A 24,294-nucleotide genomic window follows, 5' to 3' on the forward strand; every position below is an offset into this window, starting at 1 on the left:
ATGTTGCCAATCACATGCTTGTTTTAAAAACACATCTCTCAACACACCGAAGCTCATTTTGCGATAGCGCCCATGAAGAGTATAATATTAAATTCATTAAACATCCCGTTTTTACACTTATGAATAAGTAAACCGAGACCCCCTACTTTATCAATCCTAAAATGTTATAACAGCCCTTGGCTCCTTAAGACAGCTCAGAAGAGACATTTTAACTTCTCTCTTATCCAGTTTTTATTCACACGGCTCTCCCCACTTGTAATGTGTAAACGAATGATTTTTATCGATTCAACATAGAACAGATTTAAAATAAGAGAATCCCACGATATTTTGTGTTTCTCATTCAATAAAAAAACAATCAATTATTATAGATCAGTATCTTGCATAGAAGAAAACAGCATAAAAAGCAAAAATTGAGCCCCATAAAGCCTTATCTCGTTTCTAAAAAGAAACAAATTTTTTCATGCAAAAAAACATTCTTTTAAAAAGCTTATCTTCAAAGTTGCAAACAAAATAATAATAAAAAAACCACAAGCGATACTTGTGGTTTTTTTTAATTAATCCCAAAGGCAATCATTCTAAAAACGATAGCGTAATCCACCAGAAAAACTAATTCCAGAAAAACCACCTTTGCTCAACTTATGCTGATAAACCAAATCACCATGAAGTGCGATTTTTTGAGACAAGTGAGCATTAAGCCCCAATCCTGCCTCTAGAGAAGAACCAAAAGCGCCCAATTGGAAAGAATCTTTAAAACGCACAGATCTTTCTTTACCAAAATCATGAGCAAAATGAATCTTACCATAGAAAGAAACATCACGATCCTTTTCAGGCGCAGCAAGTGTCTTCATCAAACGTCCACCAACACGCACCACCCACTGATCAAGCTTATCCATATCAATATTAAAATGATCAATATCACGCGCCTCATTAAACTGAAGATATTGATAGATAACTTGCGCTTGTGGATCAAAAACAACACCTTCATATCCTGTGGCAATTTTCTGACCACTTATCAAGGAAACACTTAATGGATTCCCCTTCAATGTTGCTGTCTTACCCCGTACAGTTGTCACAACATCACCCTTAAACAAACCATAAGATACAAGACCATCGACATAAAATCCTGTATCATGCTGCAGACTACTATAAACTGTAGCAGTCCATTTATCAAATGTACTTTTTTGACTTTGTTCAACATCCAAAGGTTGCAGAGAAAGTTTTCCGTACGATCCCATAACCCCAAAGGATACGGCACTCTCAACATTTTCAATTTTTTGTAACAAAATACCCGCCTCTAGGGCATAGTACCCTAGATCGCCTCCATAACCATATTCGAACGCAGACAAATCTGAAGTATAACGATAACTCCCTCCATAACCACGCAAAAATGAAGCAGGTTTTTCACGAATTTCCAACATTTCACGAAGATGAACACGCTGTACCTCCAACTGCTTGTTTTGATTGCTAATATCTATCAAACCAGCATGGAACAAACTATTGGGCAAAATGAGATAAGTTGAAACTTGCGGAACAACCGATCTTACACCACGCCCAGATAGAGAAACAGTTTCAATCTTAGAAAGACTATCTGCTGAAAACGCCGGAACAACACCCGCAGAAGACGCTGGAATAATATCCTCAAAAGAAGCACGTGTAGGAGGAGTTCGTTTAGAAACTCTAGGAGTATCTCTATAATCAGGAGATGTTTGAACATATTCATTTTCTAAACGAAAATTCCAAAACGCCCCTCCGTTTTGAGCAAATCGCTGTTTAACATGTTCTTCCCTTCCAGTTGCCTTCGGGCCATAAGAACGAAGAACATATTTATAAGGCGCGCCATCCAATGCAACATACTGCCCATTCAATTGAAAAGAGTCAGACCACGCGTTGCCATAAACTTGAATAATTGAAACGCTATGCGCTTTTTCATTTTTTTCTTCTAAACCTCCAGCAACCCCTTGTATGTTTACTATAGTTTTTCCCTTAACATCACCATGAATGAGGAGCCGATCCGTTACTTGATTGTCACTTGTATCATGAGGATTTAAACGTGCATTCAAATGAATCCAAGCATCACCTGATGCCTGATAAACAACACCGCTCCCTTTTCCAATATAAAGCGTTTGATAGGTATGAGCAGTGCTGGATTCTGGTTTTTCAAAAACAATGGAACTGTCAACAAGATTAACCGATGAAATAAATGAAACGTCTCTATAATCCGGATCTTGTAAATTTTTATGTCTTGGTCGCAACAAAACCCACTGTGAATTATTTTTCAAGATAAGATCAGCTATAGAACTGTTATCAATCTGAGTTTGACCAACAAGTGCAGAAGCATCAGTGGTAACCTTTATAGAAGAGCCCCCTTCAGCCTTCAGCAACAAATCTCCAAAAAGCTTTGTGTCCTTTAAAGATATCTCAGATTTCCCCAATTTACTGCTATAAAGAGCTATACTCTCTGGCACGACAAAACGCGTCTTTTTCAAATCAACGCGTGCTTTTGCTCCCTGCCCTTCTGAAGCTTCCTGCCCTTCAAAGTGCATACCATGAAATGCATTTCCTTTTACTGTGATATTGGAATCTCCAATATCAATCTGAGCACCTTTATTTCCCAGCAATAAAAGCCCATGGGCATCACTCACATTAACAGAACCTTTTACAAACTGAACATAACCATTTCCAGATATATGAAAAGCAGCGTTATCACCCTGATGATCCGCATTTTGTCCTTGCCCCCCTTTGCTAGGACCACCCTTACCGCTCATAGAGACACCCTCTAAAATAAAAACTCCTTTTTCTCCTGCTTTAACCCCAAAATCACCGAAACTCACTTGAGTATTTGTTAAATGAACTGAACTTTGAAATTTCCCTTCTGCCAAAGCCCCTACATTAATTGCATCAATCGATCCACCAGATATTGCAATGGAGGCACCTTGAGATTCAACCCCCACGAAAACCCCACTCAACGTGGAATCAGCCAGAGAGACGTGCGCCTTTTCTGAGGCCTTTACGCCATATTTCCAAAACTTCTTTTCCGAATTGTTCTTTTCATCCCCAATACCCTTAACAGTTATATTCTTTCCACGAAGAGATGTATTTTCCTTAGACGCTTCTATAGCTCCATGAACACCATGAGCATTTTGATCTGTGAGCGAATAAACTTTATTATTAATTTCATGCGCTTCACCATCATCACACTGATAAAATGCTGCATTTTGATCGCATGAAGACTGCTTTTTCCCAGAGAGAACTTGAGATTCAGCATTGCGCGCAAAACCATCAATATGATGTGTCAAAAAAAGAAGTGCTGTCGTGAAAGTAAATAAGGAGAAACGATTTTTTAAGAGATCAGCCATAATTCCACCATAATTTTTCCCCCCTTACTTATAGAGAATACATAACGTATTAAAAACTTAACCAAAAGAAAATTTAATACGTTTTGATTTGATTTATGGAGTTTATTAGTATTTTTTGTGTTTTATGTAAATATGAAATTAGAAAAGGACTAAAAAATACAATCTAGCTCTGTCATTTTTACAAAAAAATTATAAAATAGAGCTGAAAAACAAAACAAACATCATCTCTAAAGCTGCTCTCTGCAAAAATGGTTTTAATCGGTTTGCATACATTAGATGCTTCCCTTTAAATGTTGCCTAATCATCACCAAAGCAAATATAATCAACATCTTTACGATAAATATTCTATTAAGAGGATAAGCATTCTGTAAGCAGAACCATATGTCCAAATTAGGAAATAAAAAGAGCACACACGTCTGTTTCTAGATAATCTTTATGGAAAGAAAGCCTAATTTAGAATAGGAATGTATAAAAATCAAAATCAACTCCTATCCTTACCGTCTCTTTCAACACAACTTTACAACATTCAAAAGCATCCAAACTCCTAATCTTAAAAAAATGAAGATTCCAGATGACTTCATTCTGTTATTTATCGTATTCCTTTTAAGACAACACATTTCATAAAAAACAATATAACAATATTATGTTTCTTATTCACCAATTTTCTCAAATATATCTCTCATTTCTTCCACCCCCATTTCACAACGGCAGAAAAAATATAAAGCTGATTGAATACAACCTCTTTACCCTTTAAGTGTATCCTTTACCAATTTTAATGGTATCACTTCTTTCCTCTTAATAGAATTTACAAAACGATATTGACGTCTTTTCTTCAATGATTGTTTATCCACTTATCCATCCTCTCCATGCAAACGAAAGCTTTTTTATGAATTCAAGAACATTGAAAATATTTTTATCAATCAGCATATTATAAATAATATGAAAGAAGTTCTGAAATACGCGTTTTGAAACGATAACGTGCAATTTTTTAAGAAAAATAAAAGAAATCCAGCCCTAAAACATATTAAAGAGATGTAAAACTCATACTCTATAAAAGGCTATAACAACAAAATTAATAGAAAATAAAAAGCCACAAGTCATGATTGTGGCTTTTTCAAAGATTAAACATTCAAAGGTTAAACAAAATCAAGAACAACACTAGAAATGATAACGCAGTCCACCCGAAAAACTCGTTCCAGAAAAACCAGCTTTTGTGAGCTTGTGCTGATAAACCAAATCACCATGAAGCGCAAAATTTTGAGATAATTGGGCATTAAAACCTAATCCAGTTTCTAATGAAGAACCAAAAGCACCTAGCTGAAAAGGATCTTTAAAGTGCACAAATTGTTTTCCTTCAAAACCATGAGAAAGATGAATCTTGCCATAGAAAGAAACAACTTGAGACTCATCAGTGGCAACCAGTATCTTTGTTAAACGCCCTCCAACACGCCCTACCCACTGATGAAGCTTTCCTAATTCAATATCAAAGCTGTCTACATCACTCACTTTATTAAATTGAAGATATTGATAAACAACCTGAACTTGTGGATCAAAAACAAAACCGTCTTCTCCTACCATAAATGTTTTACCAGCTGTCAATGAAGCACTTAAAGGATTTCCCTTTAATGTTGCCGTTTTGCCTCGTGCTGTTGTTAGAACATCCCCCTTAAACAAACCATAAGACACAAGGCCATCAACGTAAAAACCTGTATCATGCTGCATACCGCCATATGCTGCAACTGACCATTTATTAAATGTGCTTTTTTGACTCTGTTCAACATTCAAAGGTTGCAAAGAAAATCTCTCGTAAGACCCGATAATTCCAAAAGAAGTGGTCCCATACATATTTTCAATTGCTTTTATTAAAACACCGGCCTCTACAGCATTATAATCAAGCTCACCGCCATAACCATATTCAAGCGCAGAAAGATTTGAAGTATAACGATGATTGCCACCATAACCGCGCACAAAAAAGAGAGGTTTTTCGCGATTTTCTAACAAACCGCCAGAAGCAATTCGCAAAGCTTCTAATCGCTGATTTTGATTGCTAACATTCATCAAACCAAGATGACGTAAGGCATTAGGCAAAAGGAGATAAGTCGGAACCTGCGGAACAACAGCCTTAACGCCCGGCTTAGGACGAGGATGAGGCTCCGGAGCCGGTCCTGGGGGAGGCGTTGGAGCAGGAGGAGGTGTTGGACGAGGATCTGGTTGAGGTTTTACATCAGAATCTATCGATTGGCTTTCAAGACGGAAATCCCAAAACTCTCCATTCCCTTCAACTAATCTTTGATTTGCACTTGCTTTTCCTAAAAGAGACCCTGGGCCATAACTATAAAGCTTATACTGATAAGGTAATTCGCCTAACGCTACATACCCCCCTTCCAATTGAAAAGAATCTTGCTTTGCTTCTCCAGAAACCTGAATGACTGAAATACCTTCCTCATTCCCCCCCTTTCCCGTATATCCTCCTGGACTTCCTGCAACAGCATGCACACGGAGCATTGTTTTTCCCGAAACATCACCATGAATTAAAACACGATCCGTCTTTTGCTGACCAAGATCCCCCCCCTTATCCAGATAGCTATGAAGAAAAATAGAGGCACCGTCCCGTGCTTTATAAACTTCACCCTTTCCCTTTCCAATATGAAGGGTTTGATAATCATTAACAGAAGAAGATTCTTGTCTTTTAAAATGAATAGAGCTTTTGCCCATAAGACTGACGAGAGAAATAGAAGAGTTACTTGCATCCTCCTGTTGATCTCTCTGCAGCTTTTGTGGTAGAATCCACGTAGAATTTCCCAAATAAAGTTCGGCATTAGAATCTTTATCAACGTGAGCACGACCTCCAAGAGTAGATCCATCAGCTAAAACCGTTATAGAAGCCCCTTTCTCAGCTTTTAATAAAAAATTTTCAGAACGAAGCGTGCTTTTCATCAAACTCACTGCACCAGAAATAACATTTTTACCATAAAGAGCCGTATCGTCTAAAACAGAAAATTCTGTTGTATCGAAATTAACAACTTCTAATCGTGGTGGTACTTTTTCATCCTCTAATGAAGTCTCTTCCTTTTTATCCCCACCTTCGCTCCATGGTTTTTCTCCCTGAAAATAGATACCATAAGATCCTTCACCCTTTACGGTAACAGAGGAAGACTTAAAATTAGCCTCAGTTACATAAAAGTTATTCGATAAATCCCCAACAGCGTCTTCGGTATCAGATTCTTCTTCAGATCGTTCTTGTGCAGAATATAAAGGCTTGAGCGAATTTTTTAACAATATACCATGCACACCCTCAGCTTTAATATTCCCCCCTTTAAACTCAACCCCTCCCCCTTCATCCATTAAAAAGACCGCATGGTTTTTGCCTTTTTCCCCCTTTCCAGTAACAGTAACACCATCAAGAAAGACCTTCCCCCCTAACATTGCCGAAACACCGTGACTGTCCATAAAATCAACGGCCCCACCTAACATCCGAACTTCTGAGCGACCATAACTCAAAATACTTGCATTCCCATGAGCCGTCTTAATTTTTGTATCTTCTAAAAGAACAAATGACCTGTCTGCTGCATCAACCGCCTCTTGACTTTCCTCAATCTTTCCTTTGCTTACCTCAATCACTCCATTATTCGCACGAAGGGCTATCACTGTATCTTTGAGAAGTGGCTTTTCCAAAACAATCTTACCGTTCTCTAATACGTGCACCCCCATTAAAAAAGTTTCATCAACAATTTCACTGCTAACCGTTACACTCTCTCCCTCAACCCTAGTCCCAATCCCCTTGACTGTTATAGCTGTAGGATGAGAAGGATAATTAGAAACGTTTTCCTTTGTAATTTTATAAGATTTATGATCAATTTTAGGCTTCTCCCCACAATTATCACATATATAATACAATCCACTATAATAATAAAACCCAGGATTTACACCTCTTTTATCAGAGTCTGCATCTCTAACAGAGTTGTCTATATTTTCCTGTCGTCCGTTCTCTCCGTCCACGCCACTCAACTCACGATAATCACTCCCGCCACGAATACCATCATCGTTATTGCCAATATCAATCTTATTAGGAGGAGAATAATTATCTCCACTCTGTCCCTTAAGAGGAGGCTTATGCATATGACTTCCACTAAGATGACCACTATAGCCTCCCCTCCCACTGATAACATTATCATTAGGAAGAGCACTGATAGGGGGGGAGGGCTCAACACTACTTATATGAGGAGGCATAATAGGACGCCCCTCAACACCACTGATAAGATAGTTTCTGTTTGAAATGGGCGAAACAATTGGGAGGACATAAATATCAGCTCCAATATCGCTAACGCTAATACCATAAGAAGACCGATTAAGACGCTCCTCTGCACTTGCATAAACCACTCCTCCATTTTGGAGTAAAGAAAGGATAGCTGTTGTACAAGCACATAAACATACATGATTTCTAAACACTTTAATCATAGTTCCCTCGAAACTTTCCTTCCCCTCTCATTAAAAATAAAAGCACTCACAAAACATCCACCTGCACCACCTCAACATACAAAAGGTGTACAAAAGACATGTCTCTCATGCTCATTTGAATTGTGTAACAAATTATCCCTATAAACTTGGCAGAAGCTCTAGGCATAAAACCATCTAAAAGAGAATAATTACAAAACACAATTTATAGGTGTATAATGCATTCTGTATTTCGTGTAAAGAAAAAATAAAATCAGTACGTGTAATTAATTAAAGGCACAATTTATCCTTGTACGATTTTAAAAATTACTCCACAACAAAATGAATGAAAAAATGATTTAAATCAGTGAAAAAAGCGCTCAAAAATGAGCTTTAAAAAGCATCAAATATTATATTAGATAATATCAAATACAGAACTTAAAAAGATAACATAACACAGACTGGGCTCCTGAATATTTTAAAAGCCCATACAAGTGTGTTACTCTATCGCATCATCATCAGCAAAAATGTTAAGAAAATTTGCTTTAGCGTAGAAAAACGCGCTCGTGCACACAATAAGCGTTGTCTTTTCTATTCATATTAAAAAGACGAGAATCTTTTAAAAACAATACAAATTGTTATAAAGAAAAAAGGCAACACATTGTGCTGCCTTTTTTTAAAAAGTACATCCTATACCTTATATTAGAACTGATAACGCACGCCTCCGGAGAAACTTGCTCCAGAAAAACCAGCCTTATTAAGCTTATGTTGATAAAGAATATCAGCATGCAGAGAGAACTGTGGCAACAGTTTGGCATTAAATCCTACCCCAGCCTCTAGTGAAGAACCAAACGCCCCTAACTTGAAAGAATCACTGAAATTCACAGACTGTTTTTCTCCAAAACCATGAGCAAGATAAAGCTTACCATAGAAAGCAACAGCATTCACGCCTTTAGAACCTGTAGGATTCTTAGTTAAGCGTCCACCAACACGTGCCACCCATTGATCAAGGTTACCCATTTCAATATTAAAATTGTCAATATCGCGGGCCTTATTAAATTGGAGATGTTGATAGACAACCTGAACCTGCGGATCGAAGACAAAGCCTTTATACCCTGTCGCAATTGTCTGACCACCGATCAAAGAAACATTCAAAGGATTACCTTTCAATGTTGCTGTCTTACCCCGTGCACGAGTGAAAACATCACCTTTGAACAGACCATAAGATAAAAGACCATCGACATAGAAGCCCACATTATGCTGCATGCTGCCATATACCGTAGCAGTCCATTTATCAAATGCACTCTTTTGACTTTGCTCAACATTTAAAGGCTGCAGAGAAAGTTTTCCATAGGTTCCCATAACCCCAAAGGATAAAGCACTATCAGTATTTTCAATAGTTTTCAGCAACACACCAGCCTCTACACCACGATAGTCAAGATCACCGTCATAACCATATTCAAGTGCAGATAAATCTGAAGCATAACGGTAACTTCCACCATAGCCGCGTAAATATAAAGCAGGATTCTCACGAACCTCTACCATTCCTGTAGAAGTCATCCGCAAAGTCTCCAACTGTTTGCTTTGATTGTTAATATCCATCAAACCAGTATGGAATACGCTATTAGGCAAGACGAGATAAGTTGGCACCTGTGGAACAACAGACCTTACAAATTGTTCTGGAAGGGCAACCGATCTAGCAGACTTAACATACTGATTTTCTAAACGGAAGTTCCAAAACGCTCCACCATCCTTAACAAATTTTTGCTGAACATGCTTCTGTTCCGAAGTCGCTTCTGGACCATAACCACGAAGAGTGTATTTGTAAGGTGAATTCCTCAGCGCAACATAATCGCCATCGAGTTGGAAAGAATCCTTTTCTGCGTTTCCGTAAACCTGAATAATAGAAACACTGTGAGCAATCTTAGCATTTCCTTGACCATTTCCTAGATTACCCGCATCACCTCGTACATTTATTTTTGTTTTTCCAGAAACATTACCATGAATAACAAGTTGATCTGTTACTTGCTGACCACTTGAATCATGAGGATTTAAACGTGCATTGAGATGAATTACAGCATCACCCAGCGCTTCATAAACTGTGCCTTTTCCATTTCCAATATGAAGAGTCTGATATTTCCCTCCAGATTCGGAAAATTCAAAATCAATAGCACTATTTACAAGCCTTACAGAAGAAACACACGAATCCACACATTTAGAATCTGAAGTCCCCAAGTTCTTCTGTGTAGCTCTTTTGAGAATCCACTCTGATCCGTTGATCAAATCCAATTTTGCGTAAGAACTTTTATCAACACGGACACCACCTGTAACAATAGAATTATCGATTAAAACGGATATATTAGACTCATTCTCAGCCTTCAATAATAAGTCACCAGCAAGTGTTGTTTTATTTTCTAATGAGACATGACCACTAGAATTATTACCATAGATTGCTATACCCTTTGAAACTTCAAAATCAGTTCTTTGCAAGGAGACTTCTCCACTTACAGGTATTCTCTCCCGCTGCGTTAAAGCATTCCTTTTAACAACATAGATTTCCTCAGCAGCACTTTCTTTTTTAGGATTCTGCCCAAGATTCTGGTTCCCTACTGAGGGGTCTAAAACAGATTCTCTTAGATTTTCATTTTGATTATGTTCATCCACTATCTGCTTTGTGATCCCATCAAAATATATACCATATCTTCCATCACCTTCAATTTTAACGGTGGAAAACCCTATATTCGCACGATTTGTAGATGCAGAATAAGTGCGATTTATAGATGCAGATGGAGAAACATCAGAAGATCTCTTTCTCCTAGAAGAAACGGTCTCAACAACATCACCATTATCCATAATCCACAAACCATTGGCATCAGTAATAACATTACCATTCGTAAATTCAACAGAAGCATTATCATTCAATAGGAAAGCTGCACGCCCAGACGTTTCTACAGAATCCGACTCTGTTTTTTTTGCAGTAATATTAACGTTGTCTAATGTAATACGTCCTCCCGCTTCTGATCTTACTGCCACTCCATCTGTGAGACTAATCGATCCAGACTTCATGGTTACCTGACCTCCATCGCTCGCCAAACCCGCTACAGCGAAAGATCCTGCTATACTAATTTTTGTATTATTTAAATCAACAGACGACTCGGCCCCCACAAAAACACCGGCATAACTCGCATTAATCGTCCCATCCGACATTTGAACCTTCCCACCACGTTGCGCTTCAATCCCAATCATAGAAGACTGAATTTTTGAGTTTTTGTTCAAAACAATCTCTGCCTTTTCTTCTGCAAGCACAGCACTCACAGGTCGCAACTGATTAAGATTAACATTGTTTTCATTCTCAGAGAAAACAGTACCAATAATAGTCGTACCTTCCACATTAATAATTGTATTGGGTTTCATTGCACGTACAGAGTGCTGAGTATCACTTACTCTCAATGTGCGACTTTCTATTTTATATGATTTTCCATCAGCGCACGCATAAGGAGTAGATAAGTCTTGTGTAGTATTTCCATTTGCAGCACTGCAATTAGTAGAAACACTACTATTACCAGCAACAGGTGTAACACTCGTAGTAGAAGATACCACAGGAGTCACAACTCCTCCCTCAGAACTCTCAATTTCTCTAGAAACAGTAGGATACACAGGGGTGCGCGTAGAAGAAGCTGTAGATTGGACACGTGCAACAGGTGGGGGGCCCTGAAATACAAAAGAAATATCACCCGAATCAGATCTTAGATTTGAAACAAATACAGGTCTTACAGTCCTAGAGTTATCAGATAGAAGAGTAACAGGAGAAGGAACTCTGCTGCCAGTTGGCTGTTCCACATCTATTTCAAATTCTTCAGATGCTTCAGATCTCCCCAAAACGTTAGAATTAATGGTAGACGGAGCAAAAGAAGGAGGATCCGTTATCATCCCATCTATGTCATCTTCTTCATCTATATCACCTTCCCCCTCTATGCTATCATGATCATTTGTCTCAGGTCCCTCAAGTCCAGAATTATCCAACGAAGAAGAATTTAATACCTCTTCTTCCCCTGATCCTTGAGTATTCCCCGATAGTTCAGAATTTTCAGATACATCAGTAGTCGTAATTCCCTCAGATTCTTCAGAGACAGAACTTCCAGATTCTGCAAGAGTATTGGATGGAGAATTTGTTTCTGTAGAAGGCGTAGCATCAGCCTTAATTTTCGAACCTCCCAAAATACCTGTTCTAGTTCTCGAGCCATTAAGAAATAACATAGGTATAGTATCTTCTTCATTATAAACAACAGATGGCGTATCAAAAAAATACAAATCCTGCAAAGGAGCCTTTTCATAAGGTAGCTGCTCATGTTCTAAACGGAAAGTCCAAATTGGTGTATTTCCCGCAACAATTTTTTCATCGAAATAAATCTCCTTCGAATCCATAGTTGGTCCATAAAAACGAAGAACATACTTATAAGGCAAACCTCCTAGCGTGACATAACCACCATCTAAAATAAAAGAGTTTTCCCACGCCTTCCCCAAAACTTGCACCATCGGAATACGGTAACCCGTATGATTCCTATCACTATTCAGCTTTGCACTTATATCGTGTACATATATCTTAGTGTTTCCAGAAACATCACCATGAATAAAAATTCTGTCGGAAATTTGAGCATTATTATTATTCTCAGGTAGCAAACCTACGTTGAAGTGAATCCCAGCACGCCCATGAGCACTGTAAACTGTACCATTTCCATTACCGATACGGAGAGTTCTATATTCAATGTTTCTATTTTGATCGTTTCCTTGACCACTTAGACCGCTACTTGGACCTCGTGGCTCACTGCTTGCATTTGTTTGCTTATTATTTACATCTTTTAAAGAAGAAAAAAATCTAATCTTACTATCTATAAGACTTAGAGATGAAATACATGAATCTATACAACGTGGATCTACATTTTTCGGATCTGCAAAAATATTTTTTGTTATACGCCACTCTGAGTCTTTGGATAAAAAAAGCTGAGCATTAGCATAGTTACTGATACGAGCAGCACCTATGAGAAGAGAATCTCGAGAAAAAATTGATAAATTAGCACCATTTTTAGCTTCCAACAAAAGCCCACCAGAAACCTTAGAGTCATTTTGCAATAAAACAGAACCATTCAAACCATTACTAGAAATAGCGATACCTTCTGGAACTCTGAGAGCAGTCTTGTCTAAAAAAACTGCATGTAGGGTATCATACTGATAACGCTTTTGATTATCGATCACAAGGGGATTACGAAAGTATATACCACGAGCTTTTTTCCCTGGCATCGTAACAGATGAAGACTTTATAAAGCTATTTAACTCGAGACCACCCGATAACATCGCAGATATTTTCTCCATGCCGAAAAATTCCTCTAGATGGCTTATAACACGACTTACACCGATAAGATTATCCTCAAAACTTGCAGACATATTCACTAAAATGTTGTTTTTCTCTGACGGAGACTCCTCCCCTATACAAAAAGAAGAGATATCATCTAAAATTTCTTGAACATGACACGGATTGCTAAGAACCCTCAGAAAAGTAGTATCAGGAACATGAATTTTTCCGTCTCTTAACCAAATAATACCATTACTTGATAATAACGTAGCCCCCCTACGAGAAGAATTTTCTCTAGAAGCCTGCTCCTGCTGCCGCACTTTAATTGTAACATTTTCCAATACAACACTCCCCAGTTTTGATGCTACAATTGCCGCTTTACCGTTATTGAAATGAATATCACCACCTCTCATCATTATGAGAGATTCAGTATCGCTCCACAAACCAATACTGCCTATACCATCCACTTGAACAGTCACATTCTGCAAACTAATCTTCCCATGAGAAAAAGCCAAAGCATCCACATAGTTATTGTGGAGTTTTCCCCCCTCCATAATGACAGAGCCGAAGTTAGCAGCTATAATTCCAATATCAAAGCCCTCAACAGCGGATTGTTCTTTGAGATGAACTTTGGCCCCAAGTTGGAACACACCATCAGAAAATACACCATAGCTAACTGTCCCTCTTGATCCAGCCCTAGCACCACTATTCTGACTTTCGCTAGATTCTTGCATAGGCCACCGCTGTTTTTTAAAGGAGATTCCTCTCACCTCAAGAGCTGTAGGCTCAGGACCTCTTACTTCTACAGCATAATTATCATATAACTTAAAGCCACTGTCCTGATTATACTCATAAATATTACTTGTTGTAAGTATGTGCGTTTCACCATCAGTACAGAAAACAGGGTCCATAATCGGAATACCGAGGCTTTCCCAAGAACAGTTTACATATTCTGCTATTGACGCAACATCTGGTGGAGTAACAAGTAAAACAACAGGAGCAACACCTCCTGAAGCTCTTGATCTACCTCTGCGAGATTTGCCGTCGTCAGCTTTGTTTCCAATCTCTACTGCCTCTGGAATCCTACCCCCAGCGGCTAATCCTCCAGGATTAGTCTCTTCAGTCTCTGTTAATCTGACTACATCTCCAGTTTGCTCTGTTCCAACTCCTGAACCGTTGGACAATGCTCCATTTTGTATTTTTTGAGGCTCCCTTTCAATTTCTGCTGTTTGAGATGCGTCTTCAAGACTTAGGCGCGGAGTCCCTCCCTCAGTTCTTGATTCTCCTTCAGACATTTCTCTAGTCTGTGCTTCTTGAGGTGCTTCTCCATCAACTCCCATGCCCCTAGATTCTACGCCTCCAGGTACTCCTCCAGCTCCAGGCACACCTCCCGGTATTCCAGCATTTCTCAATCCCCTAGATTCTTCTCCCGGCCCCGAGCTCTGAGAGTCACCATCAGATCTTAATCCTCCAGCATCTCCTACGCGTCCAGGAGCTCCTTCATCTCCCGCACTGTCAGGAATTTCTTCATCATCTTCCGTGCTTTCAGGTACTCCAGCACCTCCAACTCCTCCAGGCACGCCTCCAACTCCAACACCCCCAGGCACGCCTCCAACTCCAACACCCCCGGGCACTCCAGCACCTCCCATGTTTCCAGAAAGACTTGCAGTTTCCACCCTCTCAGGCTCATCTCCAGTTCTTATTGAAACAGACGATTCTCTAAGTTGCTCTGCTTTAGAATTTCCTCCCACCTGAGATCCTTGCTCTCTTTCTCCAGTCTCCCCTCCTTCTCTTGGAGACTGTGTGGGACCAGAAGCTCCAGAATCTGTGGGGCCAGCAGGATCACTTGCCGTAAGTGGCTGTGCAACTGGAAGTGCTTCTCCTGAAGATCCTGAACGCTGGGGAATTTCTGTATCTCGTGTCGGTTGTGAAGAAGATGAAGAAAAAAAGGATGTTACACTTGACCATCCACTCACAAATCCACTTGGCCACCAACTACTACTCCCCACAGAAGAATCAACACCTTGTAAAAAAAAGAAAGCACTTGTTGTCAGTGCGTACAAACGTGTACGCTTTTTAAAAACATTGATCATATGTTAAACTTTCTAAATAATGTTGCAAAAACACTAGAATTAAGTGAAAATGAGGTAAGTGAACGATTTGTAACATATGTTAGTCAACTTTACAACATAGTGTTATTTATAAGCACTTCATTTTGTGCATAAAAATGCCTAAGTTAAGTTTTTAAGTGCACAAACCCTTGTAATATCAGATAAAAGGATAAAATCACGATGATAAAACATATGAAATGCGTGACCTCTGTCTTATTGGTTGCAATGAGCTTTGCAACAGTTTTATGGACACAGGCGAGTATCGCAAATACGAATACTCAAACAAATATAACGATTAATCATGTTTCAGGCACAACTTCTGTTCCCTCTTCTCCGCAAAAAGTTATTGTGTTTGATCTTGCATCTCTTGATAATATGAATCGCCTTGGCATCAAAGCGGTTATTGGTATTCCTGAAGGAAAAAAACCATCTTATCTGCAACAGTTTAATGATGAAAAATATGAAAAAATAGGCACTCTTTTTGAACCGGATTATGAGAAAATTGCCACTCTTCGTCCTGATTTGATTATTATTTCTTCTCGAACTCAAGCTAAATATAACGACTTATCCAAAATTGCTCCAACCATTGATTTAACAGTAGGAAATGAAAACTCTCTTGAAGATATTAAACAGAATGTGTCTATCCTTGGGAAAATTTTTGGCAAAGAACAGGAAGCAAAAAAGGAAATTGCAAAACTCAATGAAACTTTAGCTGAAGTCCGCAAAAATACCCAAGGAAAAGGCACAGGGCTCGTCCTAATGACCTCTGGAGGAAAGATCAGTGCTTTGGGACCAAAATCACGTTTCGATATTTTCCATTCCGCTTTTGGAATTGCTCCTGCAACCGATAAGCTCACCGTACAAAAACATGGGCAGCTCATTTCCCCAGAGTTTATTCTTGAGACAAATCCTGATTGGTTGTTGGTAATTGATCGGGATGTGGCAATTGGACGTGAAGGACTATCCGCAGCACAACTGCTCAACAATGAGCTTGTACACCGCACAACAGCAAGTAAACAAAACCAAATTATTTATTTGGACTCTTGGAGTTGGTATCGCGCAAGTGGTGGTTTAACAGGACTTCTTGAAACTGCTAAGCAGATCAATGAAGCATTTACAAAGAGCAAATAAAGCTTGCTTGCGATATGAATAAAATTTAAAAACAGAGGTTGTTTATGAAGCAACCTTTGTTTTTGTTAAGTTTTGTGAGAAATAGTTGAACGTGAAGAATTATTGGATAACCATAACGCTTCTAATTTTCTTGTCTATCCTCAGCATTTTTGTTGGTTATTCTGATGTTACACCTTCTGATCTCTTTGCAGCCGATCCCCATGCGTGGCTTATTTTTTGGCAAACGCGTCTTCCTCGTACTATTGCAATCCTTTTAGTAGGCGCATCGCTTGCACTTTCAGGCATGATTATGCAACTGTTAACACGTAATCGCTTTGTCGAGCCATCAACTGCTGGAACCGTTGAGTCTGCTTCCCTTGGCATTCTTTTTATTATGATTTTTCTGCCCGATATTCCTGTTTTAGGAAAAATGATCGTTGCGACATTTTTTGCCATGATGGGTACTTTACTTTTTATGTTTTTATTGCGCCGCATTCCTCTAAAATCAGCTCTCATTATACCCCTTACAGGGATTATGCTAAGCTATATTATAGGCTCTTTAACCAATACCATTGCAGATTATGAAATGCTCCTTCCTTCTCTTCAAGCTTACTTATTTGGTAGTTTTGCCATGATTCTTGAAGGGAAATATGAACTTTTATGGCTCTCCCTTCCCCTTTGTCTTCTAGCCTATTGTACTGCTGATCGCTTTACAGTTGCAAGCTTAGGAGAAGATTTAACCAATAATCTTGGGTTAAATTATCGTGTTGTCATGTTTTTTGGTCTTTTTGTTGTCGCTTCAATCACTGCTGTTGTTGTCTGTACCGTCGGCCGTATTCCTTTTGTTGGATTGATTATCCCGAATATTGTTTCAAGTTTCATGGGAGATAATATGCGCTATACCGCTCCTTGGGTAGCCATCAGCGGTGCAGGATTGGTCTTAATTTGTGATCTTTTAGGACGAATTATTCATCCATCTCTTGAAATTCCCATCAGCACTATAATGGGCGTAATCGGTAGTTTTATTTTTATGATACTGCTTTTACGCTGGAGAAAGCGTCTTGGATAGAAGAAAAAAAACAATATGTGTACTTATAACGCTTATCATCATAGCATGTAGTGTCATAAGTCTTTACATGACGTGGAATATTAATATTTATACGTGGAAATTCCGTCTTACAAAACTTTCCTCTCTGCTTCTTATTGCCTACGCAATAAGCGTTTCTACGGTTTTATTTCAAACAATCGTTAATAACCGGCTTCTTACCCCTTCAATCATGGGATTTGATCAGCTTTATATTTTAATAAAGACTATCCTTATATATTTTGTCGGCTCTCTTTCTTTACCTTTTTTGAATGAAGAAGGACAGCTTATTCTCGAATCACTCATTCTCATTCTTTTTTCCATAAGTATTTTTCGCTGGCTCTTTTCAGGAAGCTTAAAAGGACTTCACTTAACGCTCTTGATGGGTGTTATTTTAGGCAGCTTTTTTTTCAGTTTACGAATGTTTATGCAATTGCAACTCAATCCAGACCAAATGATGAATTTAACGGATATTATGTTTGCAAATTTTAATAAATTTAATACGTCGCTCATAAGCTTTGCCTCAGCAATTATTTTCATTTTGAGTTTAATTGGGTGGCGCTCACGTCATCTTTTTGATATTTTAGCTTTGGGACGTGAAAATGCTCTCAATCTTGGCATTAATTACCACAAAAGTGCAACAGCTATTCTTATTTTTGTTTCCATTCTCATCTCTATTTCCACCGCATTAGTAGGCCCCGTCACCTTTTTTGGATTGTTAGTTGCAAACCTTTCCTATGAACTTTCTCCTCAAGCAAAACACAGTGTTGTTATACCGATTGCAATATTATTAGCGATTATTTGTTTGGTGGGCGGACAATTCATTTTAGAACAAATTTTTCACATAGCAGGACGTTTAAGTTTTATCATTGAATTTTGTGGAGGGATTTTTTTCTTAACGTTACTGATGAAGGGAAAAGTAAAATGATTGAGATCAATCATCTTTCCAAGGCTTATGGAACACAATTGATTATCGATAATTTATGTCTTCATCTTCCTAAAGGGGGGATTATTTCTCTTATTGGGCCTAATGGTTCAGGAAAATCAACTCTTTTGATGTTGATAAGGCGTCTTTTACCACACGACGAAGGCATAATTAATATCGACGGTTTTGATATTGATAAAGTGCCCTATGATATTTTGGCTCAAAAGCTTTCAATTTTACGTCAAGATAATCCTTTATCCTTCCGTTTAACCGTGTACGATTTAGTGAGTTTCGGTCGCTATCCTTATTCAAAAGGCTGGTATACGCATGAAGATAAACAATTTATCGACAGTGCATTACGCTATCTGGGTTTACAAGATTTAAAAGACCGTTTTTTAGATGAGCTTTCTGGGGGGCAGCGTCAGCGAGCTTTTATCGCCATGGTCATCTGTCAAGATACCGATTATCTTCTCTTAGATGAACCATTAAACAATCTGGATATGAAACATGCCGTTTCTATGATGAAGCAGCTACGCCGCACAGCCGATGAACTCAAAAAAACTATTCTTATTGTAATGCATGATATTAATTTTGCCTCCTCTTATTCAGATATGATTGTAGCATTAAAAAATGGGAAAGCGGCCTATTGTGGGACTCCAAAAAAAATCATGCAACCAGAAATTCTTAAAGATATTTACGATGTAGATGTTCAGATCAAAACAATCAATGACATACCTGTTGCCTTTTATTATCGATAAATTCTTCTTATCATCAATAATCGGAAAGTTTCTCTTTTGTCCTTGCTTACACTCTAAAATCTGATAAAAATGGCAATATTGGCTTATTGGGGAATAGTTTAATGGTAGAACAGCGGACTCTGACTCCGTCAATCTTGGTTCGAATCCAGGTTCCCCAGCTGTATGTAGCTTGTCTGTAGCTTGTCGGCGGGTTTTGTATATTTTGACACCAGTGTAGCTTGCTGTAGCTTGCCAGCGGGTTTTGTATATTTTGCCACCAGGTTTTGTACCAATTTATTTTGTTTCACATGATTTTTAAGGGGTTCTCAAAGGGTTTTTAAAGGCCTTTCAAAGGGTGTTTTCTGTCAGGAATTTCTTCATCATCTTCCGTGCTTTCAGGTACTCCAGCACCTCCAACTCCTCCAGGCACGCCTCCAACTCCAACACCCCCAGGCACGCCTCCAACTCCAACACCCCCGGGCACTCCAGCACCTCCCATGTTTCCAGAAAGACTTGCAGTTTCCACCCTCTCAGGCTCATCTCCAGTTCTTATTGAAACAGACGATTCTCTAAGTTGCTCTGCTTTAGAATTTCCTCCCACCTGAGATCCTTGCTCTCTTTCTCCAGTCTCCCCTCCTTCTCTTGGAGACTGTGTGGGACCAGAAGCTCCAGAATCTGTGGGGCCAGCAGGATCACTTGCCGTAAGTGGCTGTGCAACTGGAAGTGCTTCTCCTGAAGATCCTGAACGCTGGGGAATTTCTGTATCTCGTGTCGGTTGTGAAGAAGATGAAGAAAAAAAGGATGTTACACTTGACCATCCACTCACAAATCCACTTGGCCACCAACTACTACTCCCCACAGAAGAATCAACACCTTGTAAAAAAAAGAAAGCACTTGTTGTCAGTGCGTACAAACGTGTACGCTTTTTAAAAACATTGATCATATGTTAAACTTTCTAAATAATGTTGCAAAAACACTAGAATTAAGTGAAAATGAGGTAAGTGAACGATTTGTAACATATGTTAGTCAACTTTACAACATAGTGTTATTTATAAGCACTTCATTTTGTGCATAAAAATGCCTAAGTTAAGTTTTTAAGTGCACAAACCCTTGTAATATCAGATAAAAGGATAAAATCACGATGATAAAACATATGAAATGCGTGACCTCTGTCTTATTGGTTGCAATGAGCTTTGCAACAGTTTTATGGACACAGGCGAGTATCGCAAATACGAATACTCAAACAAATATAACGATTAATCATGTTTCAGGCACAACTTCTGTTCCCTCTTCTCCGCAAAAAGTTATTGTGTTTGATCTTGCATCTCTTGATAATATGAATCGCCTTGGCATCAAAGCGGTTATTGGTATTCCTGAAGGAAAAAAACCATCTTATCTGCAACAGTTTAATGATGAAAAATATGAAAAAATAGGCACTCTTTTTGAACCGGATTATGAGAAAATTGCCACTCTTCGTCCTGATTTGATTATTATTTCTTCTCGAACTCAAGCTAAATATAACGACTTATCCAAAATTGCTCCAACCATTGATTTAACAGTAGGAAATGAAAACTCTCTTGAAGATATTAAACAGAATGTGTCTATCCTTGGGAAAATTTTTGGCAAAGAACAGGAAGCAAAAAAGGAAATTGCAAAACTCAATGAAACTTTAGCTGAAGTCCGCAAAAATACCCAAGGAAAAGGCACAGGGCTCGTCCTAATGACCTCTGGAGGAAAGATCAGTGCTTTGGGACCAAAATCACGTTTCGATATTTTCCATTCCGCTTTTGGAATTGCTCCTGCAACCGATAAGCTCACCGTACAAAAACATGGGCAGCTCATTTCCCCAGAGTTTATTCTTGAGACAAATCCTGATTGGTTGTTGGTAATTGATCGGGATGTGGCAATTGGACGTGAAGGACTATCCGCAGCACAACTGCTCAACAATGAGCTTGTACACCGCACAACAGCAAGTAAACAAAACCAAATTATTTATTTGGACTCTTGGAGTTGGTATCGCGCAAGTGGTGGTTTAACAGGACTTCTTGAAACTGCTAAGCAGATCAATGAAGCATTTACAAAGAGCAAATAAAGCTTGCTTGCGATATGAATAAAATTTAAAAACAGAGGTTGTTTATGAAGCAACCTTTGTTTTTGTTAAGTTTTGTGAGAAATAGTTGAACGTGAAGAATTATTGGATAACCATAACGCTTCTAATTTTCTTGTCTATCCTCAGCATTTTTGTTGGTTATTCTGATGTTACACCTTCTGATCTCTTTGCAGCCGATCCCCATGCGTGGCTTATTTTTTGGCAAACGCGTCTTCCTCGTACTATTGCAATCCTTTTAGTAGGCGCATCGCTTGCACTTTCAGGCATGATTATGCAACTGTTAACACGTAATCGCTTTGTCGAGCCATCAACTGCTGGAACCGTTGAGTCTGCTTCCCTTGGCATTCTTTTTATTATGATTTTTCTGCCCGATATTCCTGTTTTAGGAAAAATGATCGTTGCGACATTTTTTGCCATGATGGGTACTTTACTTTTTATGTTTTTATTGCGCCGCATTCCTCTAAAATCAGCTCTCATTATACCCCTTACAGGGATTATGCTAAGCTATATTATAGGCTCTTTAACCAATACCATTGCAGATTATGAAATGCTCCTTCCTTCTCTTCAAGCTTACTTATTTGGTAGTTTTGCCATGATTCTTGAAGGGAAATATGAACTTTTATGGCTCTCCCTTCCCCTTTGTCTTCTAGCCTATTGTACTGCTGATCGCTTTACAGTTGCAAGCTTAGGAGAAGATTTAACCAATAATCTTGGGTTAAATTATCGTGTTGTCATGTTTTTTGGTCTTTTTGTTGTCGCTTCAATCACTGCTGTTGTTGTCTGTACCGTCGGCCGTATTCCTTTTGTTGGATTGATTATCCCGAATATTGTTTCAAGTTTCATGGGAGATAATATGCGCTATACCGCTCCTTGGGTAGCCATCAGCGGTGCAGGATTGGTCTTAATTTGTGATCTTTTAGGACGAATTATTCATCCATCTCTTGAAATTCCCATCAGCACTATAATGGGCGTAATCGGTAGTTTTATTTTTATGATACTGCTTTTACGCTGGAGAAAGCGTCTTGGATAGAAGAAAAAAAACAATATGTGTACTTATAACGCTTATCATCATAGCATGTAGTGTCATAAGTCTTTACATGACGTGGAATATTAATATTTATACGTGGAAATTCCGTCTTACAAAACTTTCCTCTCTGCTTCTTATTGCCTACGCAATAAGCGTTTCTACGGTTTTATTTCAAACAATCGTTAATAACCGGCTTCTTACCCCTTCAATCATGGGATTTGATCAGCTTTATATTTTAATAAAGACTATCCTTATATATTTTGTCGGCTCTCTTTCTTTACCTTTTTTGAATGAAGAAGGACAGCTTATTCTCGAATCACTCATTCTCATTCTTTTTTCCATAAGTATTTTTCGCTGGCTCTTTTCAGGAAGCTTAAAAGGACTTCACTTAACGCTCTTGATGGGTGTTATTTTAGGCAGCTTTTTTTTCAGTTTACGAATGTTTATGCAATTGCAACTCAATCCAGACCAAATGATGAATTTAACGGATATTATGTTTGCAAATTTTAATAAATTTAATACGTCGCTCATAAGCTTTGCCTCAGCAATTATTTTCATTTTGAGTTTAATTGGGTGGCGCTCACGTCATCTTTTTGATATTTTAGCTTTGGGACGTGAAAATGCTCTCAATCTTGGCATTAATTACCACAAAAGTGCAACAGCTATTCTTATTTTTGTTTCCATTCTCATCTCTATTTCCACCGCATTAGTAGGCCCCGTCACCTTTTTTGGATTGTTAGTTGCAAACCTTTCCTATGAACTTTCTCCTCAAGCAAAACACAGTGTTGTTATACCGATTGCAATATTATTAGCGATTATTTGTTTGGTGGGCGGACAATTCATTTTAGAACAAATTTTTCACATAGCAGGACGTTTAAGTTTTATCATTGAATTTTGTGGAGGGATTTTTTTCTTAACGTTACTGATGAAGGGAAAAGTAAAATGATTGAGATCAATCATCTTTCCAAGGCTTATGGAACACAATTGATTATCGATAATTTATGTCTTCATCTTCCTAAAGGGGGGATTATTTCTCTTATTGGGCCTAATGGTTCAGGAAAATCAACTCTTTTGATGTTGATAAGGCGTCTTTTACCACACGACGAAGGCATAATTAATATCGACGGTTTTGATATTGATAAAGTGCCCTATGATATTTTGGCTCAAAAGCTTTCAATTTTACGTCAAGATAATCCTTTATCCTTCCGTTTAACCGTGTACGATTTAGTGAGTTTCGGTCGCTATCCTTATTCAAAAGGCTGGTATACGCATGAAGATAAACAATTTATCGACAGTGCATTACGCTATCTGGGTTTACAAGATTTAAAAGACCGTTTTTTAGATGAGCTTTCTGGGGGGCAGCGTCAGCGAGCTTTTATCGCCATGGTCATCTGTCAAGATACCGATTATCTTCTCTTAGATGAACCATTAAACAATCTGGATATGAAACATGCCGTTTCTATGATGAAGCAGCTACGCCGCACAGCCGATGAACTCAAAAAAACTATTCTTATTGTAATGCATGATATTAATTTTGCCTCCTCTTATTCAGATATGATTGTAGCATTAAAAAATGGGAAAGCGGCCTATTGTGGGACTCCAAAAAAAATCATGCAACCAGAAATTCTTAAAGATATTTACGATGTAGATGTTCAGATCAAAACAATCAATGACATACCTGTTGCCTTTTATTATCGATAAATTCTTCTTATCATCAATAATCGGAAAGTTTCTCTTTTGTCCTTGCTTACACTCTAAAATCTGATAAAAATGGCAATATTGGCTTATTGGGGAATAGTTTAATGGTAGAACAGCGGACTCTGACTCCGTCAATCTTGGTTCGAATCCAGGTTCCCCAGCTGTATGTAGCTTGTCTGTAGCTTGTCGGCGGGTTTTGTATATTTTGACACCAGTGTAGCTTGCTGTAGCTTGCCAGCGGGTTTTGTATATTTTGCCACCAGGTTTTGTACCAATTTATTTTGTTTCACATGATTTTTAAGGGGTTCTCAAAGGGTTTTTAAAGGCCTTTCAAAGGGTGTTTTAAGATTCG

General features: G+C 38.4%; 12 protein-coding genes and 2 tRNA genes. 10 read left to right on the forward strand and 4 right to left on the reverse strand.

Annotated elements, in window-relative coordinates:
• Positions 1 to 575: 575 nt before the first annotated feature.
• From PVV59_RS06495 to PVV59_RS06505, 3 genes are all read right to left on the reverse strand, one after another.
• The gene (locus PVV59_RS06495) at positions 576 to 3,356 is read right to left on the reverse strand and encodes an autotransporter outer membrane beta-barrel domain-containing protein (protein WP_273755357.1); all 2,781 of its coding nucleotides are present in this window, start codon (positions 3,354 to 3,356) and stop codon (positions 576 to 578) included.
• A 1,158-nt stretch (positions 3,357 to 4,514) separates the two neighbouring features.
• Positions 4,515 to 7,814 carry an autotransporter outer membrane beta-barrel domain-containing protein gene (locus PVV59_RS06500; protein ID WP_273755358.1) on the reverse strand — a complete coding sequence of 1,100 codons (3,300 nt, stop codon included), beginning with the start codon at positions 7,812 to 7,814 and terminating at the stop codon, positions 4,515 to 4,517.
• Between the two features lie 678 nt (positions 7,815 to 8,492).
• Positions 8,493 to 15,233, reverse strand: a complete 6,741-nt coding sequence (locus PVV59_RS06505) for an autotransporter outer membrane beta-barrel domain-containing protein (RefSeq protein WP_273755359.1) — start codon at positions 15,231 to 15,233, stop codon at positions 8,493 to 8,495.
• A 198-nt stretch (positions 15,234 to 15,431) separates the two neighbouring features.
• Between PVV59_RS06505 and PVV59_RS06510 the strand changes: the two genes are divergently transcribed.
• From PVV59_RS06510 to PVV59_RS06530, 5 genes are all read left to right on the forward strand, one after another.
• Complete coding sequence (locus PVV59_RS06510; RefSeq protein WP_273755360.1) at positions 15,432 to 16,382, forward strand: siderophore ABC transporter substrate-binding protein; 951 nt, start codon at positions 15,432 to 15,434, stop codon at positions 16,380 to 16,382.
• 91 nt (positions 16,383 to 16,473) lie between these two features.
• Complete coding sequence (locus tag PVV59_RS06515) at positions 16,474 to 17,430, forward strand: iron chelate uptake ABC transporter family permease subunit (RefSeq protein ID WP_273755361.1); 957 nt, start codon at positions 16,474 to 16,476, stop codon at positions 17,428 to 17,430.
• A gap of 67 nt (positions 17,431 to 17,497) precedes the next feature.
• On the forward strand, positions 17,498 to 18,373 hold the full coding sequence (locus PVV59_RS06520; RefSeq protein WP_404978358.1) for an iron chelate uptake ABC transporter family permease subunit: 876 nt from the start codon (positions 17,498 to 17,500) through the stop codon (positions 18,371 to 18,373).
• Positions 18,370 to 19,128 carry an ABC transporter ATP-binding protein gene (locus PVV59_RS06525; protein ID WP_273755363.1) on the forward strand — a complete coding sequence of 253 codons (759 nt, stop codon included), beginning with the start codon at positions 18,370 to 18,372 and terminating at the stop codon, positions 19,126 to 19,128. Before PVV59_RS06520 ends, PVV59_RS06525 begins: the two co-directional genes overlap by 4 nt.
• A gap of 87 nt (positions 19,129 to 19,215) precedes the next feature.
• Positions 19,216 to 19,286: transfer RNA gene (locus PVV59_RS06530), tRNA-Gln, on the forward strand.
• A 158-nt stretch (positions 19,287 to 19,444) separates the two neighbouring features.
• Here the strand turns inward: PVV59_RS06530 and PVV59_RS06535 are convergent.
• The gene (locus PVV59_RS06535) at positions 19,445 to 20,050 is read right to left on the reverse strand and encodes a hypothetical protein (protein WP_273755364.1); all 606 of its coding nucleotides are present in this window, start codon (positions 20,048 to 20,050) and stop codon (positions 19,445 to 19,447) included.
• A 198-nt stretch (positions 20,051 to 20,248) separates the two neighbouring features.
• Between PVV59_RS06535 and PVV59_RS06540 the strand changes: the two genes are divergently transcribed.
• The 5 genes from PVV59_RS06540 to PVV59_RS06560 all read left to right on the forward strand — a co-directional run bounded on the left by PVV59_RS06540 (position 20,249) and on the right by PVV59_RS06560 (position 24,103).
• Positions 20,249 to 21,199, forward strand: coding sequence for a siderophore ABC transporter substrate-binding protein (locus PVV59_RS06540; protein ID WP_273755360.1), 951 nt, complete (start codon positions 20,249 to 20,251; stop codon positions 21,197 to 21,199).
• Positions 21,200 to 21,290: 91 nt separating this feature from the next.
• Positions 21,291 to 22,247, forward strand: a complete 957-nt coding sequence (locus tag PVV59_RS06545; RefSeq protein WP_273755361.1) for an iron chelate uptake ABC transporter family permease subunit — start codon at positions 21,291 to 21,293, stop codon at positions 22,245 to 22,247.
• Positions 22,248 to 22,314: 67 nt separating this feature from the next.
• On the forward strand, positions 22,315 to 23,190 hold the full coding sequence (locus PVV59_RS06550) for an iron chelate uptake ABC transporter family permease subunit (protein ID WP_404978358.1): 876 nt from the start codon (positions 22,315 to 22,317) through the stop codon (positions 23,188 to 23,190).
• Complete coding sequence (locus PVV59_RS06555; RefSeq protein WP_273755363.1) at positions 23,187 to 23,945, forward strand: ABC transporter ATP-binding protein; 759 nt, start codon at positions 23,187 to 23,189, stop codon at positions 23,943 to 23,945. The genes PVV59_RS06550 and PVV59_RS06555 overlap by 4 nt, the downstream gene beginning before the upstream one ends.
• Positions 23,946 to 24,032: 87 nt before the next feature.
• Positions 24,033 to 24,103, forward strand: a tRNA-Gln gene (locus tag PVV59_RS06560).
• The last annotated feature ends 191 nt before the right edge of the window (positions 24,104 to 24,294 follow it).

The sequence above is a fragment of the Bartonella sp. MM73XJBT.G genome (genome assembly GCF_028618435.1).
GTDB lineage: Bacteria > Pseudomonadota > Alphaproteobacteria > Rhizobiales > Rhizobiaceae > Bartonella.